The organism is Micromonospora sp. DT46 (assembly GCF_049841735.1).
GTDB lineage: Bacteria > Actinomycetota > Actinomycetes > Mycobacteriales > Micromonosporaceae > Micromonospora > Micromonospora reichwaldensis.
This window is the reverse complement of sequence record NZ_JBNCKW010000008.1, coordinates 389,642-403,433: the sequence shown is the minus strand read 5'-3', so window position 1 is coordinate 403,433 and position 13,792 is coordinate 389,642. Positions and strand designations below refer to the sequence as shown.

Sequence of the window (13,792 nt, the reverse complement as noted above, 5' to 3'; positions counted from 1 at the left end):
CCCGCTCGCGCCGGGCGCGTCGCGTGCGGCCGGGTCAGCGCGGGGCACGGGGGTGCCCCTACGATGCGGCGTATGGCGCTGTTGCACCGGGCGGAGATGCGCCCCACGAAGTTCGCACTCCTGGCGGCGTGGCTGCGCGGCCGACCCTGGTTCCAGGGGCCGGCCGGCGTCGACGTCGAGCGCGTGGCGGCCTACCGGTTCGACGACCCGGCCGGCGCCGTCGGCGTCGAGACGCTGCTCGTCAGGGCCGGCGACGGGCCGATCCACCAGGTTCCGCTGACCTACCGCGGCGCGCCCCTCGACGGCGGCGACGACTGGCTCGTCGGCACCACCGAGCACTCCGTGCTCGGCCGCCGCTGGGTGTACGACGCGTGCGCCGATCCCGTCTACGCCGCGACGCTGGCGGCGGCCGTCCTCGCCGACGCAGGGCAGGCGCAGGAGTACTTCGAGGCCGACGGCCAGCGGGAGTACCGCGAGCTGTCGATGACCATCGCCGGCAGCGGCACCCGGGGCGCCGAGGTCCCGCCCGTCGGCGCCGTGCGCCGCGTGGTCGAGGACGACCTCACCGTCATCGTCACCGACTCCGTGGAGTTGGCCGTCGTGCGCCGCCCCGACGGCGGCACCGCGTCGGAGGGCGCCGTGCTGACCGGCACGTGGAGCGGCCAGGCGAGCCCTCTGCCGCTGGCGTACGCCCGCCGGCGCTGACGGCCCGTACCGTCGGCTCGGGGCAGCGCGCCGACCCCCTTCGGCCCACCGGCGGGTGAAGGGGACTTGTATTCCTACTGATCCAGTAGGAAAATGGGGTCATGCCGCGCGTACCGCTGCTCACCTCCCGCCGGGTCGTCGACCTGATGCGGGTCGCCTCGCAGCTCTGTCCCGGTCCGCGCCCGGTGGCCTGACCGCCGATCGCGTCGCGCCCGACGGCCGCACCGGTCGGTTCCCCGGCTTCGTCGCCGCTCGGTGATCGCCACCTGCCCCCTCGACGCGGCCAGCGCGGCCACCCGTCGCGGTCGTCGACGACCCGCGGGGGCGGTTCCTGGTCCCGGCGCTTCCCGACTCCAGGATGCCGCCGTGGACCGAGGTCCGCGTGCCGTCGCTGCGGGCGGCCGGGGCGGGCGGCCGGGGCTGGCGTCGCCGCTCTGTCACGATTCTCTGCCTGACTCCCCTCCGGAAGGTCCCGATGGTCATCGCGCGGTACGACACCGACCCCCTCGTCCGACAGTGGCAGGACGGCCCGGAGGGCGGGTGGACGGTCGACGCCGACGCCCGCGCGCTGCGCACGGTGCTGCGCCACCAGGCCAGCACCGTCACCGTGGTCACCGCGCCCGGCGCGCCGCCGGTCGGCTTCACCGCCACGTCGTTCACCTCGGTGTCGCTGGCGCCGCCGGTCGTGTCGTTCTGCGTGAACCTCGGATCGTCCAGCTGGCCGACCCTGGCCGGCGCCCGCCACGTGGCGGTGCACCTGCTCGCCGAAGACCAGCGGGAACTGGCCCGTACCTTCGCCACCAGCGGCATCGACCGGTTCGCCACCCCCACCCGGTGGCGTACCGGACCGGAGGGGGCGCCGATCCTCGGGGGCGTCCTGGCCTGGCTGCTCTGCCGGGTGGTCGACCGGGTGCCCGTCGGCGACCACGCCGTCGTGCTGGCCGAGCCGGAACTGATCCGGCACGCCGACGGCGGCTCGCCGCTGCTGCACCACCAGGGCCGCTACACCGGGGTCGACGGGGCGGGCCGAGAGGCCGCGTGACCCGGCTTCCCGCCGGTCGACCCGGATCGGCGCGAGCGGCCCCGGCCCCACCCGGATCTGCCGGGTGGGGCCGGGGGCCGTTGACGGATCTCCGTGGCGAGGACCGGCCGGTGCGGGGCCGGCGGCGCGGTCAGGCGGCCGGCACGCCGAGGCGGTCGAGCAGGTGGCGGCGCAGCGCGCCGAAGGCCGGCTCGTCCGGCGTACGCACCGACCCCAGGTCGACCGGGAGTTCCTCGGCGATGACGCCCCCTTCCAGCAGCAGGATCCGGTCGGCGAGCAGCAGGGCCTCGTCCACGTCGTGGGTGACCAGCAGGGCGGCGAAGCCGTGCTCGGCGCGCAGCCGGCGTAGCAGCCCCTGCATCCGCAGCCGGGTGAGCGCGTCGAGGGCGCCGAACGGCTCGTCGAGCAGCAGCAGGTCGGGTTCGCGGACCAGTGCCCGGGCGACGGCGACCCGCTGAGCCTGGCCGCCGGACAGCTCGGCCGGCCAGGCGCGGCGCCGGTCGGCGAGCCCGACCTCGGCCAGGGCCCGGTCGATCCGCCGGCCGGTGTCGGCGCCGGACAGGCCGAGCCCGACGTTCTCGGCCACCCGTTTCCAGGGCAGCAGCCGGTGCTCCTGGAACACCACGGCGGCCGTGCCGTGCACGGTGGTCCCGCCGGTGGCATCGCCGTCGAGGCCGGCGAGGATGCGCAGCAGGGTGCTCTTGCCGGAGCCGCTGCCGCCCAGCAGGGCCACCACCTCCCCCCGGGAGATCGCCAGGTCGACGCCGGCCAGCACGACCGAGGGGCCGAACGCCCGGCGTACGGCGTGGGCGGTCAGCACCGGCCCCGCGCCCGTCAGGTCGCCCGCAGTCCGCGCCGCCATGTCAGCGTCCTCCTCTCCGCGACACGCAGCGCCAGGTCGGACGCCAGGCCGAGCAGCGCGTAGATCAGCAGGCCGAGCACGACCACGTCGGTCTGGCTGAACTCGCGCGCCTCCATCATCAGGAAGCCGATCCCGGTCTGGGCGTTGACCTGCTCGCCGACGACCAGACTGAGCCAGGCCGCCCCGATCGCCAGGCGTAGGCCGAGGAAGAGGGCGGGCAGTGCGCCGGGCAGCACCACGTGGCGCAGCCGGGCGGCCTGCCCCAGCCCGCACGTCCGGGCCGCCTCGACGAGGCGTTCGTCGATGTCCCGGATGCCGGCGTAGGTGTTGAAGTAGATCGGGAAGAACGCACCGAGGGCCACCAGGCTGATCTTGAGCGACTCGCCGATGCCGACCCAGATGATCAGGAGCGGCACCAGTCCCAGGTGGGGGAGCATCCGGGCCATCTGCACCGGGGGGTCGACGAGGTCGTCGCCGAGCCGGAGCAACCCTGCCACGGTGCCGAGCAGCAGGGCGAGACCCCCGCCGATCAGCAGGCCGACGCCGGCGCGGGTGAGCGAGTCGAACAGGTGGGTGGCGAGGATGCCGTCGCGGGACAGCCGCCACCCGGTGGCCAGCACGTCGCTCGGCGCCGGCAGCTTCTCGGGTGCCAGCAGCCCGATCCGGGCGGCCAGCTCCCAGGAGAGCACCAGCAGCACCGGGCTGGCGAGCCGGCGCCACCGCCGGGCCGGCCGCGCGGGCCGCTCAGGCCGCGTCGGTGCGGTCGCCGTGGCCGTGGCCGGGGCGTCGGCCAGCGTCGTACGGCTCACTGGAAGACCTCGTTGAACCGGCCGTCGACGCGGCCCCGGATGTCGACCGGCCCCGGAACGAGCTTCAGCGCGACGAAGCCGTCCGCGATCGCCTGGAGTTCGTCGCCGACGGCCGGGGTGACCGGGGACAGGGGCTTGGCGCTGCGGAGCAGGGCGCGTTCGGTGACGTCCTGCGCGATCTTCAACTCGGGCGCGAGGGTGCGGGCCCGCTCGTCGGGGTTGGCGATGCCCCAGTCCGTCACCGTCCGGTACGTCCGCAGGAACGCCCGGATGTCGTCCGACCGGTTCTGTACGGCGTCCGGGGCGGCCAGGACGTACTCCCGGTTGCTGGCGAGGCCGGTGGCGTCGGCGAGCACCCGGACCCCGGGCTGCTCGGCCAGGGCGAAGTACGGGTCCCAGATGATCCAGGCGTCGACCTGCCCGTTGTCGAACGCGGGCCGTCCCTCGGCGGGCTTGAGGTACTTGACGTTGATGTCGTCCAACGTCATCTTGTGCGCCGCCAGCAGGCGCACGAGCAGCCAGTGCACGTTGGAGCCCTTGTTCAGGGCCACCGTCCTGCCGCGCAGGTCGGCGAAGGTGCGGTAGCCGCTGTCGTCCTTGACCAGCACCGCCTCGCCCTGCGGGACGGGCGCGGAGGTGCCGATGACGGAGAACGGGATCTTGGCCGCCGCGGCGAAGACGGGCGGCGCCTCGCCGACCTGCCCGATGTCGATCGAGCCGGCCTTGAGCGCCTCGGTGAGCGCCGGGCCGCTCTCGAACAACGACCACTCCACGTCGGGGGCGGCGTTGCGGGCCTTGACCAGGCTCAGTCCTCCGAAGCGCTGATAGCCGATCCGAAGTGGGCCCTTGTCTCCGCCGGCCGCCGCGGACCCGTCGCCGCAGGCGCTGACGCCGCCGACCGCGACCAGTGCCACGGCGGTGAGCAGTGCCGTCACCAGGCGGTGCCGACGGGGGAGGGCCGTTCTGGGGGTTCGCATGACAGCTCCTACGGAGATGGACCTGGGGGCGCGACGGCACTGACAGCCGCCTGTCGCACTAAGCCTACTAACCCGATAGGTTTTATGGGTAGACTGTCGCCGGGATCGTCCCACCCCTCAGGAGCACCCGGCCGCCGGCCGCCTGCCCCGCCGCACCTCTTCTCGCCACCGCACTGGAGGAAAGATCCGGATGGCCCTCACCTTCCACTGGTTCCTGCCCACCTACGGCGACAGCCGGGACATCGTCGGCGGGGGCCACGGCGTGCCGGTCGGCACGGCCGGCGGCGCCCGCCCGGCGACCGTCGCCTACCTGGGCCAGATCGCGCGGACCGCCGAGCAGCTCGGCTTCGTCGGCGCGCTCACCCCGACCGGCGCCTGGTGCGAGGACGCCTGGCTGAGCACCGCCATGCTCACCGAGGTGACCGAGCGGCTGAAGTTCCTGGTCGCCTTCCGCCCCGGCCTGCTCACGCCCGCGCTGGCGGCGCAGATGGCCTCGACGTTCCAACGGCTCTCCGGCGGCCGGCTGATGGTCAACATCGTTACCGGCGGCGAGTCGCACGAGCAGCGCGCCTACGGCGACTTCCTGGACAAGGACGCCCGGTACGCGCGCACCGACGAGTTCCTGCACATCGTGCGGGCGCTGTGGCGCGGCGAGACCGTGGACCACGCCGGCGAGCATCTGCGGATCGCGCAGGGCCGGCTCAACCGGCTACCGGACCCGGTCCCGCCGATCTACTTCGGCGGCTCCTCCGCCGCCGCGCTGCCGGTGGCGGTGCGGCACAGCGACGTCTACCTCACCTGGGGCGAGCCGCCGGCCCAGGTGGCCGGCAAGCTCGACGGGGTCCGCGCGCTGGCCGCCGAGGCCGGCCGCGAACTGCGCTTCGGCATCCGGCTGCACGTCATCACCCGGGACACCGCCGAGGAGGCCTGGGCGCAGGCCCGCCGCCTGCTCGACGGCATCGCCGAGTCCGACCTGCGGGCGGCTCAGGCGGGGCTGCGCGGCAGCGAGTCCGAGGGGCAGCGCCGGATGCTCGACCTGCACGGGGGCTCCCGCGACGGACTGGAGGTCGCCCCCAACCTCTGGGCCGGCTTCGGCCTGGTCCGGGGCGGCGCCGGCACGGCCCTCGTGGGCAGCCACACGGAGGTGGCGGACCGGATCGCCGAGTACCACGCGCTCGGCCTGGACGAGTTCATCCTCTCCGGCCACCCGCACCTGGAGGAGGCGTACTGGTTCGGCGAAGGCGTGCTGCCGATCCTGCGCGCGCGGGGGCTGTGGCGGCACCCGGCCGGCGAGGCCCAGCCGGTGGAGCCGAGGAGCCTGCCGTTCGTCCCGGAACCCGCCGGCGCGCGGTGACGATCCCGCCCCCCGGCGGGTCGGGCCGGCGGACCCACCGGCCTGCCCGGTCCGTCCGGGGCACGGGCGGACGGATCAGGCGCGGGCGCGGCGCGTGGAACGACGGGACAGGGAACTCGGCGCGTTGACGCCGGCGTTGTCGCTGACCCCGATGCCCAGCCGCTCGACCAGCTCGCCGCCGAGCCAGGCCGTCATCCCGGACAGGAGGATGCCCGCGAAGCTGCAGATCAGGGCCAGGGCGTTCGGCTCCCAGTTCGTCGCGGAGGCCCGCGCCAACCAGCTCACCGCGAACAGCAGCACGACGACGACGTTGCCGATGCCGTGGATCGCGCCCACCCGCTTGGCGCGGGTGCCGGACGGGATGGCCCGCCAGTCCGTGAAGCCGAAGACCGCCGCGAGCAGGCCGCCGATGACGCCGGCGCCGATGGTGTACGCGGCGGAGATCTGGAATCCGGCGCGGTCCGTGATCAGGTACAGGATGTCGAAGATCACCGCCGTGGCGAGCAGTCCCAGCGGAAAGACGATCATCATGGGATGGATCCCGTGGCCCAACGCCTTGGCTCGACTCTCCACGGTGACCTCCCGACAGACGGATGCTGGCCGCGCGGGATACCCCGCTCGGGCGCGGGTACACCTACCAGTGCCTACCTTGTCGGTGGCCCAGGCTGCGGCGTCCCGTACGGCGAAGGCGGAACGCCCGCGTGCGGCGGATCCCACGGGCGCGGGCCGACCGACCGCCCGCCGGTCGGCCGGTCCCCCGACGGGGACCGGCCGCGACACGCCGCTGGGGCGAGGTCAGCCCCAGATGGCGGTCGCCCACTCCGGGTGGTCGACGAACGGGTTCCGGTTGCCCTGCCAGCGCTCGTAGATTCGCTGGTTGCGGCGCTTCTCGAAGGTGTCCGGCGGGTCGGCCTGGTTCCACTGGAGCAGCACCGACATCTTGCCGTGGTACGGCGCGCTGCCGTTGTTGACCGACTGGTTCAGCTCCAGGTTGGGCCAGCCGTCGGTGCCCTCGTACCGGATCGCCATGTACATCAGCATGCGTGCCACGTCGCCCTTGACCGCGTTGCGCGGCTCCCACGAGTCGGCGTCGGTGTAGCAGCCCGGCGCCTCGGCGACGGGGCTGCCGCCGGTGTCGAAGTCCTTGTTGCCGCGCGTCGAGTTGACCGAGACGTCCTCCGGCCGGAGGTGGTGGACGTCCGTGCCCGGGCCGGTCGCGGTGCCGAAGTCGCCGTGCGACTTGGCCCAGACGTGCTCACGGTTCCAGTCGTTCACGCCGCCGCCGTTGCTGCTCTTGCTCTGGGACCGCCCGGTGTTGAGCAGGATGACGTTGTTGGTGTTGGCCGGGTCCTGGTCGGTGTCCTTCAGCGCCTCCCAGACCTGGTCGTAGGAGAGCTTCGTCTGCACCTTGATGATCGAGTGCAGCGAGCTGCGCAGCGCCGTGCCGGACTTGCCGATCGCGTTGGCGTAGTAGGTGGAGTCGTAGTCGCCGCCGGGCGCCGGGGTGGTCGTCGGGACCGGAGTCGGGGACTGGCTCGGCGATGGCGTGGTGCCGCCGAGGGTCATCGCCGTCGGGTTCTTCAGGCCGCCGTGGCTGAAGTAGGCGGTGAGCGCGCCGGTGGCGGTGATCCGCTGGCCCCGCAGGCCCGGGTTGGTGAGCAGCCCGAACGTGCTCCGGTAGGCGGCGGTGACCTGGACGTAGAGCATCCTGCTCGCGCCGGTCTCGGCGGCCGTGTCGGCGATCGCGATCGCGGTGTCGGCGGTGAAGCCGGACCTGAGCACCGTCGTGGTGCTGGTCGGCTGGCCGATGACGTAGCCGGTCACGGCGGCCGTCCGGCCGTCCTGCGCGGCAAGCGCCTGGGCCACGGTAAGGGGGCCGGCGGCCGACGCCGCCGCCGTCACCGCCACGGGCGCCACCAGGACGACGGCCAGCGCGAACGCCATCGCCAGCCTTCTGGGGCCCGAGCGGGTACTGCTCCTCGTATTCATGAGCAGCGATGCTAGCGGGGCGCGGGTGAACGGCGGGAGATCGGGACCGCAACTTTTCGGCGGGGCGGCCGCGCCTGCCCGGCGGACGGCCGCGCCGGAGGCGGCCACCGGTCGCGCCGGAGCCGGCTACCGGGGCGACGGGCCCGCGCGCAGGTAGGTGAGGGCCGCCAGCACCCGGCGGTTGGTGTCGTCGCTGGGCGGCAGGCCGAGCTTCGCCAGGACGTTGCCGATGTGCTTGCCGATGGCCGCCTCGGTGACGTGCAGCCGCGCGGCGATCGCCGCGTTGGAGTGCCCCTCGGCGAGCAGCGTCAGCACCTCGCGCTCCCGGGCGGACAGGGCCGCGAGCGGGTCGCGTGGGCGGTGCAGCAGCCGCCGCACCACGTCGGGGTCGACGACCGTGCCGCCGCCGGCGACCGTGCGCAGCTGCCCGGCGAACTCGGCGACCTCGGCGATCCGGTCCTTGAGCAGGTAGCCGACGCCCCGTCCGTCGCCGCTGGCGAGCAGGGCGGAGGCGTACTCGGCCTGCACGTGCTGGCTCAGCACCATGACGGCGAGCCGCGGCCGTTCGGCGCGCAGGTCGACGGCGGCCCGCAGCCCGTCGTCGTGCGGGCCGGGCGGCATCCGGATGTCGGTCACCACCAGGTCCGGCTCGTGCGCCCGGACCGCGTCCCGCAACTGCGGTGCCGTGCCGACGGCGGCGACCACCTCGAAGTCGAACCGGGCCAGCAGGCCGGCGAGGCCCTCGCGCAGGAGGACCTCGTCCTCGGCGAGCACGACGCGCGTCATCGGTGGCACGGCAACTCCACCCGGACGAGAGTGGGGCCGCCGGGCGGGCTGGCGAGCAGCAGCCGCCCGTCGGCCGCGGCGACCCGATCGGCGAGGCCGGTCAGGCCGGTGCCCCGCGCCGGGTCGGCCCCGCCGTGGCCGTCGTCGGAGATCTCCACGACGAGTTCGCCGTCGGCCTGGACGAGCCGGACCTCGGCCCGGGTCGCCCCGGCGTGCCGGACGACGTTGCCCAACGCCTCCGACACCACGAAGTACGCGGTGCTCTCGACGAGTTCGGGCAGCGGCTGCCCGAGGTCGGCGTGGACGGTGACCGGGACGGTGGCCTCGCCGGCCAGTTCCCGTACCGCGCCGGCCAGGCCCAGGTCGGTGAGGCTCTGCGGGCGGATGCCCTGCACGATCTGCCGTAGCTCGACCATCAGGTTCTTGGCCTGGTCGTGCGCCACGGCTAGCGGGGCGGCGGCGGGGGAGTCCTCGGGCACGTCCAGCCGGGCCAGACCCAGGTGGAGGGTGAGGCTGGTCAGCCGGGGCTGCGCGCCGTCGTGCATGTCGCGCTCGATGCGGCGGCGTTCGGTCTCGTACGCGTCGACCAGCCGGGCCCGCGAGCGGCTGACCTCCCGCAGGGCCGCCCCGTCGGCGGGCCGGCCGAGCAGCCACCGCGCCACCGCGCCCTGGGCCGCGGCGAGCACGCCGAGCCCGTACCAGAGCACCGGGAGGAGCAGGACCCCGAGGACGGCGTACGGGACGGCCTTGCCGGCCGTGTCGACGGTGGTCCAGACCACGATGACCTCGTCGGCGTCGCCGACCAGCCAGGGGCTGGCGACCAGCGTGAGGTCGAGCAGCACGAGCAGGGTGGACACGGCGTAGCCGAGCGGCACGACGCCGCCCAGCCAGAAGGTGTAAGCGACCTCCCGCCACGCGTCGGCGTCGGTGTAGCGCGCGGCCAGGCCCCGCCACCGGTACGCCGGCAACGGCCGCCCGTCCACGAGGCCGAGCCGCTGCCGTTCCACGGCGGTCACCGCGATGCTCACGACCGGGGCCGACGCCAGCACCGTCAGGGCACCGACGGCCAGGAACAGCACGAGGGGCAGCTCGACCGGGCGGTCCTGCCGGGCGGCGTTGACCGCGGCCAGCAGGGGTGCCCCGACGACGAGCAGCCCGACGGCGAGCACCCCGGCGACGGGGACGGTGGTGAACAGGTAGGCCAGCGCGCGCCACGGCCACGGGGAGAACAGGTATCCGGGCCGGCGCAGCGCCTCGGCCAGGCACAGGGGACGAGCTGTCGTCATGCCGCTGACGCTAACCGTGGGTGACGCGCCGACCCAGCCGTCTGGAGGTAGTTCCCGGGTAGGGCCAGCACTACCCGGTGGCCGGCCGACCCCGGCGGGCACCGCGCCATGCCAGGGGCGGACGCGACGGCGCGGCGCCCCGCCGGGGGTAGGCTGACCTGCGTGGATCACGAAGACCGCATCGCCCTCTTCCTCGACTACGAGAACCTCGCGTTGGGGGCCCGCGACCACCTCGGCGGCGTGGCCTTCGACTTCCGTCCCATCGCCGACGCCCTCGCCGAGCGCGGCCGGGTGGTGGTGCGCCGGGCGTACGCGGACTGGTCGTACTTCGACGAGGACCGGCGGATGCTCACGCGGTCGCACGTCGAGCTGATCGAGATTCCCCAGCGGATGGGGGCCTCGCGCAAGAACGCCGCCGACATCAAGATGGCCGTGGACGCGGTGGAGCTGGCCTTCGAGCGCGGGTACATCTCGACCTTCGTGATCTGCACCGGCGACAGCGACTTCACCCCGTTGGTCCACAAGCTCCGCGAGCTGAACAAGCGCGTCATCGGGGTGGGCGTGGAGAATTCGACCTCGGCGCTGCTGCCGCCCGCGTGCGACGAGTTCCTCTACTACGACCGGTTGGAGGGCGTCGACATCCCTCCCGCCCGGGTCCGGCGGGGCCGCCCGGCCCGCCTGCCCAGCCCCGACGTGCCGCGGGTGGAGCAGGAGCCGGAGCCCGAGCCGCAGCCGGCGGCCGAGGAGGCCGGGCGGGACGTCGACACGCTCGCCGTGTTCGTGGCGCAGACCGTCGCCGGCCTCCAGGGCAGTTCGAGCGGCGAGGTGACGGCCTCGACGTTGAAGCGCACCCTGCTGCGCAAGGACCCGACGTTCAGCGAGTCCGACTACGGGTTCCGCACCTTCGGGGAGCTCATGCGGCACCTCGCCCAGCACAACGTGGTCGAGCTGGCGGAGGGACCCGCCAAGGGCGACCCCGAGGTCTCCCTGCCCGAGCACGGCGACCGGGAGGTGGCGTTCGCGCTGCTCGGCTCGGTGGTGTCGGACCTCGCCGGAGACGAGGGCGCGGTGGCCCTCTCCGGGCTGAAGAACCAGCTGCGCCGGGCGCGGCCCGACTTCAGCGAGAAGAAGCTGGGTTACCGCAGCTTCCTCCAGTTCTGCAAGGCGGCCGCCACCAGCGGCGTCGTCGACCTGCGGTGGAGCCCCGAGGCCGACGACTACCTCCTCACCCCCCGGGCCGCCTGACCGGTTCCGGTCGGTGCCGGAGGGCGTCACCTCGTCGTGGGCGTCGCGACCACCGGCCGCGAGGGCTGACCCCGCCGTGCCCGGCCCGTCGCGCGGGGTCGGGCCGGGCACGCGGGTGGTCGGTCAGGGGACGGTCACGCCGTACGCGGCCAGGATCTCCATGATCGGCTGGTAGTAGGTGGTGCCACCGCTGGTGCAGTTGCCGCTGCCACCGGAGAGGATGCCGAGGACGGTGCCGGTGCCGGCGGCGTAGAGCGGCCCGCCGCTGTCACCCGGCTCAGCGCAGATGTTGGTGCGGATCAGGCCGGAGACGCTGCCCTCGGCGTAGTTGACGGTCGCGTTGAGCCCGGTGACCGTGCCGCAGCGCACCCCCGTCGTGGAGCCGCTGCGACAGACCGCCTGGCCGATGTAGGCGTTGCCGGCGCCGTTGATGGTGAGCAGGCCGGGGTACGTGTAGACGGCGCTGGGGTGGGCGACCAGGCTCGTGTAGCGGACCAGCCCGTAGTCGTTGCCGGGGAAGCTGCTGCCCGCCCGGCTGCCGAGGACGGTGGTCTGCGCGCTGTTGGCGTACCAGGTCGCGCCGACGGAGGTGCAGTGGCCGGCGGTGACGAAGTAGTAGGTGGTGCCGCTGCGGACGTTGGCGCCGAGGGAGCACCGGCCGCCGCTGTAGATCGCCTGCCCGCCGGCGATGAGGGTGCGCAGTTCGCCCGGCTCGTGCCGGAGCACCGCACCGGCCCGGGCGGCGGTCGCCCGCAGCGCGGCGACGTCCCGGGCGGAGACGGTGTCGTCGACGGTCAGGGTCATCCGGCCGGTGGCGGGGTCGAGCCCCCAGGCGGTGCCGGCGGTACGGACCTGCGCGAGCGCGGCCGCGGCGCGGCCGGTGTCGTGGTCGGGGGCGGCGTGGGCGGGCGTCGGCAGGCCGAGCAGCAGCGCGGCGAGCAGGAGCAGGGCGGGCGGGAGACGACGCATCGAACCTCCATGGATTCGTTTCTGTCGATTCCCTACAGGATCCACCCCCGGCGTGACACGGACAAGCGGCTCGTCGTGCCGGCGACCCGTCCGCGGTCCGGCTACGGCAATGGCTGGGAGATGCCCCGGGCGTGGTCGGTGAGGGCCGCGCCGACCACGGTCGCCTCCAGCGGCAGCATCTCCAGGCAGCGGCGCACGGCGGCGGCCATCAGGGCGTTCGGCACCCGCATCGACAGCGTGCAGTGCGGCACCCAACGCCCCGGCCGGTAGTGCTCGACCAGCCCGATCCCCGCCTCGGCCAGCCGGTCGTGCACCAGTGCGTGGTGCGCGAGCAGCTCGGCGGTGGGGGTCGGGCCCAGCCACAGCACCCGGCCGACGAACTGCCCGGCGTGCTCGAAGCTCAGCCGCAGCGGCGTGGCCACCACCGTTCCGCGCAACGCCGCCGCGACCCGCTCCGGATCGAAGCGGGTCGCGACGGCGAGTGAGACGTGTGGCCGGTGACGCTGCTCCAGCAGCGACCGCATGCTCTGCACGCCCTCGGACTCCAGCGCGTCCCAGAGCACCCGGATCCGTCGGGTGGCGTCGGTGTCCAGGTAGAGCTCCAGCGCCGCGACCACATGATCACCCTAGGGCCGCGGTGGTCACGGCACGACGACCGCCCGGCCCTCCAGCGTGCCGTCGCGCATCTTCCGGTACGCGACGACCGCCTCGTCCAGCGAGAAGGTGCTGGCCTTCGGCTTCACCAGGCCCCGGGCGCCCAGTTCGAGCACCTCGATGAGTTCCGGCCGGCTGCCCCAGTACGTGCTCTGGATGCTCACCTCGTACGGCACCGAGAAGAAGCCCACCGGCAGGGTGCCGCCGCCGATGCCGACGATGGTGAGGTCGCCGACGGTGCGGGCGGCGGCGGCGCCGAGCGCGAGGGTCGCATCGGCGCCGACGAAGTCCAGGACCACGTCGGCGCCCCGGCCGCCGGTGGCCTGGCGGATCTCCTGGGCGGTGTCCGCGCCGGAGAGCATGGTGAGGTCGGCGCCGCACTCCGCGCCGAGCTTCAGCGCCTCCTCGCGGGTGTCCACCGCGATCACCCGGGCCGCGGTGGTCGCCTTGAGGATCTGCACCCCGACGTGCCCGAGCCCGCCCACGCCGATCACCACGGCGGTGCTGGTCGGACCGAGCTTCGCCCAGGACCGGCGGATCGCGTGGTACGGGGTGAGCCCGGCGTCGGTCAGCGGCGCCGCCAACACCGGGTCGAGCCCGTCGGGCAGCGGCACGACGAGCCGGGCGTGCGGCACCAGCATGTACTCGGCCATGCCGCCGTCCAGGCCGAGGCCGCCGCCCCCGCCGGGCACCGGCGCCTCGGCGACGTTCTCGCAGTACGACTCGACGCCCACCCGGCAGCGTTCGCAGGTGCCGCAGCCCCACGGCCCGTACACGGCCACCGGCTGCCCCACCGTCAGCCCGCTCACCCCGTCGCCGAGCGCGTGCACCCAGCCGGCGTTCTCGTGGCCGAGGATGAACGGCGGGTTCCAGGGCACCGCGCCGGCCTCGAAGTCGTGCATCAGGTGCAGGTCGGAGTGGCAGGCACCGGCACCGCCGATCTTCACGACCACCTGATCCGGGCCCGGGGTCGGCTCGTCGACCTCGACCAGTTCGGGCTCCGACTTCCAGTTGGGCAATCGCAGCGCGCGCATGACGCCTCCTGTTCTCCCGCTTCCGGTCCGCCTGCCGGCTGCCCGTTCCGCGACAGCCCAAACGGCCCGCCGCGACGCTC

Annotated in this window: 14 protein-coding genes; 4 read left to right on the top strand and 10 right to left on the bottom strand. The window is 74.2% G+C overall.

Annotation, left to right across the window (positions count from 1 at the left end):
• Positions 1-72: 72 nt before the first annotated feature.
• Together ACLQ20_RS24045 and ACLQ20_RS24040 are read left to right on the top strand one after the other, a co-directional pair.
• The gene (locus tag ACLQ20_RS24045; RefSeq protein ID WP_425857737.1) at positions 73-705 is read left to right on the top strand and encodes a CG0192-related protein; all 633 of its coding nucleotides are present in this window, start codon (positions 73-75) and stop codon (positions 703-705) included.
• A gap of 475 nt (positions 706-1,180) precedes the next feature.
• Complete coding sequence (locus ACLQ20_RS24040; protein WP_425857736.1) at positions 1,181-1,747, top strand: flavin reductase family protein; 567 nt, start codon at positions 1,181-1,183, stop codon at positions 1,745-1,747.
• A 130-nt stretch (positions 1,748-1,877) separates the two neighbouring features.
• Here the strand turns inward: ACLQ20_RS24040 and ACLQ20_RS24035 are convergent, their stop codons facing one another.
• The 3 genes from ACLQ20_RS24035 to ACLQ20_RS24025 are packed head-to-tail and all read right to left on the bottom strand — an operon-like array spanning position 1,878 to position 4,395.
• Positions 1,878-2,609, bottom strand: coding sequence for an ABC transporter ATP-binding protein (locus ACLQ20_RS24035; protein WP_425857735.1), 732 nt, complete (start codon positions 2,607-2,609; stop codon positions 1,878-1,880).
• Entirely contained in the window at positions 2,582-3,418 is an 837-nt protein-coding gene (locus tag ACLQ20_RS24030) for an ABC transporter permease (RefSeq protein ID WP_425857734.1), read from the bottom strand. The genes ACLQ20_RS24035 and ACLQ20_RS24030 overlap by 28 nt, the downstream gene beginning before the upstream one ends.
• Positions 3,415-4,395, bottom strand: a complete 981-nt coding sequence (locus ACLQ20_RS24025; RefSeq protein ID WP_151455938.1) for an aliphatic sulfonate ABC transporter substrate-binding protein — start codon at positions 4,393-4,395, stop codon at positions 3,415-3,417. The genes ACLQ20_RS24030 and ACLQ20_RS24025 overlap by 4 nt, the downstream gene beginning before the upstream one ends.
• A gap of 190 nt (positions 4,396-4,585) precedes the next feature.
• Here ACLQ20_RS24025 and ACLQ20_RS24020 point away from each other — a divergent pair, with 190 nt between their 5' ends.
• Entirely contained in the window at positions 4,586-5,749 is a 1,164-nt protein-coding gene (locus tag ACLQ20_RS24020) for an LLM class flavin-dependent oxidoreductase (RefSeq protein WP_327031044.1), read from the top strand.
• Positions 5,750-5,824: 75 nt separating this feature from the next.
• On the opposite strand, the gene ACLQ20_RS24015 is transcribed toward ACLQ20_RS24020, so the two are convergent.
• The 4 genes from ACLQ20_RS24015 to ACLQ20_RS24000 all read right to left on the bottom strand — a co-directional run bounded on the left by ACLQ20_RS24015 (position 5,825) and on the right by ACLQ20_RS24000 (position 9,810).
• Entirely contained in the window at positions 5,825-6,322 is a 498-nt protein-coding gene (locus ACLQ20_RS24015) for a DUF2231 domain-containing protein (RefSeq protein WP_327031045.1), read from the bottom strand.
• A gap of 222 nt (positions 6,323-6,544) precedes the next feature.
• Complete coding sequence (locus tag ACLQ20_RS24010) at positions 6,545-7,693, bottom strand: endonuclease (protein ID WP_225852336.1); 1,149 nt, start codon at positions 7,691-7,693, stop codon at positions 6,545-6,547.
• Between the two features lie 171 nt (positions 7,694-7,864).
• The gene (locus tag ACLQ20_RS24005) at positions 7,865-8,524 is read right to left on the bottom strand and encodes a response regulator (RefSeq protein ID WP_425857733.1); all 660 of its coding nucleotides are present in this window, start codon (positions 8,522-8,524) and stop codon (positions 7,865-7,867) included.
• On the bottom strand, positions 8,521-9,810 hold the full coding sequence (locus tag ACLQ20_RS24000) for a sensor histidine kinase (protein ID WP_151455943.1): 1,290 nt from the start codon (positions 9,808-9,810) through the stop codon (positions 8,521-8,523). The genes ACLQ20_RS24005 and ACLQ20_RS24000 overlap by 4 nt, the downstream gene beginning before the upstream one ends.
• A gap of 162 nt (positions 9,811-9,972) precedes the next feature.
• On the opposite strand from ACLQ20_RS24000, the gene ACLQ20_RS23995 reads away from it, so the two are divergent.
• On the top strand, positions 9,973-11,055 hold the full coding sequence (locus tag ACLQ20_RS23995) for a PIN domain-containing protein (protein WP_151455944.1): 1,083 nt from the start codon (positions 9,973-9,975) through the stop codon (positions 11,053-11,055).
• 123 nt (positions 11,056-11,178) lie between these two features.
• Here ACLQ20_RS23995 and ACLQ20_RS23990 read toward each other — a convergent pair whose 3' ends face one another.
• From ACLQ20_RS23990 to ACLQ20_RS23980, 3 genes are all read right to left on the bottom strand, one after another.
• Positions 11,179-12,024 carry a S1 family peptidase gene (locus tag ACLQ20_RS23990; RefSeq protein WP_425857732.1) on the bottom strand — a complete coding sequence of 282 codons (846 nt, stop codon included), beginning with the start codon at positions 12,022-12,024 and terminating at the stop codon, positions 11,179-11,181.
• 101 nt (positions 12,025-12,125) lie between these two features.
• Positions 12,126-12,641, bottom strand: a complete 516-nt coding sequence (locus ACLQ20_RS23985) for a 2'-5' RNA ligase family protein (RefSeq protein WP_151457799.1) — start codon at positions 12,639-12,641, stop codon at positions 12,126-12,128.
• 24 nt (positions 12,642-12,665) lie between these two features.
• A complete protein-coding gene (locus tag ACLQ20_RS23980; RefSeq protein WP_151457798.1) occupies positions 12,666-13,712 on the bottom strand; it encodes an NAD(P)-dependent alcohol dehydrogenase in 1,047 nt (348 codons plus the stop codon).
• Between the last annotated feature and the right edge of the window lie 80 nt (positions 13,713-13,792).

What these genes read in the sequence shown, in the direction of transcription:
- ACLQ20_RS24045 (WP_425857737.1), top strand. Translation starts at nt 73, where the DNA reads ATGGCGCTGTTGCACCGGGCGGAGATGCGCCCCACGAAGTTCGCACTC.
- ACLQ20_RS24040 (WP_425857736.1), top strand. Translation starts at nt 1,181, where the DNA reads ATGGTCATCGCGCGGTACGACACCGACCCCCTCGTCCGACAGTGGCAG.
- ACLQ20_RS24035 (WP_425857735.1), bottom strand. Translation starts at nt 2,609, where the DNA reads ATGGCGGCGCGGACTGCGGGCGACCTGACGGGCGCGGGGCCGGTGCTG.
- ACLQ20_RS24025 (WP_151455938.1), bottom strand. Translation starts at nt 4,395, where the DNA reads ATGCGAACCCCCAGAACGGCCCTCCCCCGTCGGCACCGCCTGGTGACG.
- ACLQ20_RS24020 (WP_327031044.1), top strand. Translation starts at nt 4,586, where the DNA reads ATGGCCCTCACCTTCCACTGGTTCCTGCCCACCTACGGCGACAGCCGG.
- ACLQ20_RS24010 (WP_225852336.1), bottom strand. Translation starts at nt 7,693, where the DNA reads ATGGCGTTCGCGCTGGCCGTCGTCCTGGTGGCGCCCGTGGCGGTGACG.
- ACLQ20_RS24005 (WP_425857733.1), bottom strand. Translation starts at nt 8,524, where the DNA reads ATGACGCGCGTCGTGCTCGCCGAGGACGAGGTCCTCCTGCGCGAGGGC.
- ACLQ20_RS24000 (WP_151455943.1), bottom strand. Translation starts at nt 9,810, where the DNA reads ATGACGACAGCTCGTCCCCTGTGCCTGGCCGAGGCGCTGCGCCGGCCC.
- ACLQ20_RS23990 (WP_425857732.1), bottom strand. Translation starts at nt 12,024, where the DNA reads ATGCGTCGTCTCCCGCCCGCCCTGCTCCTGCTCGCCGCGCTGCTGCTC.
- ACLQ20_RS23980 (WP_151457798.1), bottom strand. Translation starts at nt 13,712, where the DNA reads ATGCGCGCGCTGCGATTGCCCAACTGGAAGTCGGAGCCCGAACTGGTC.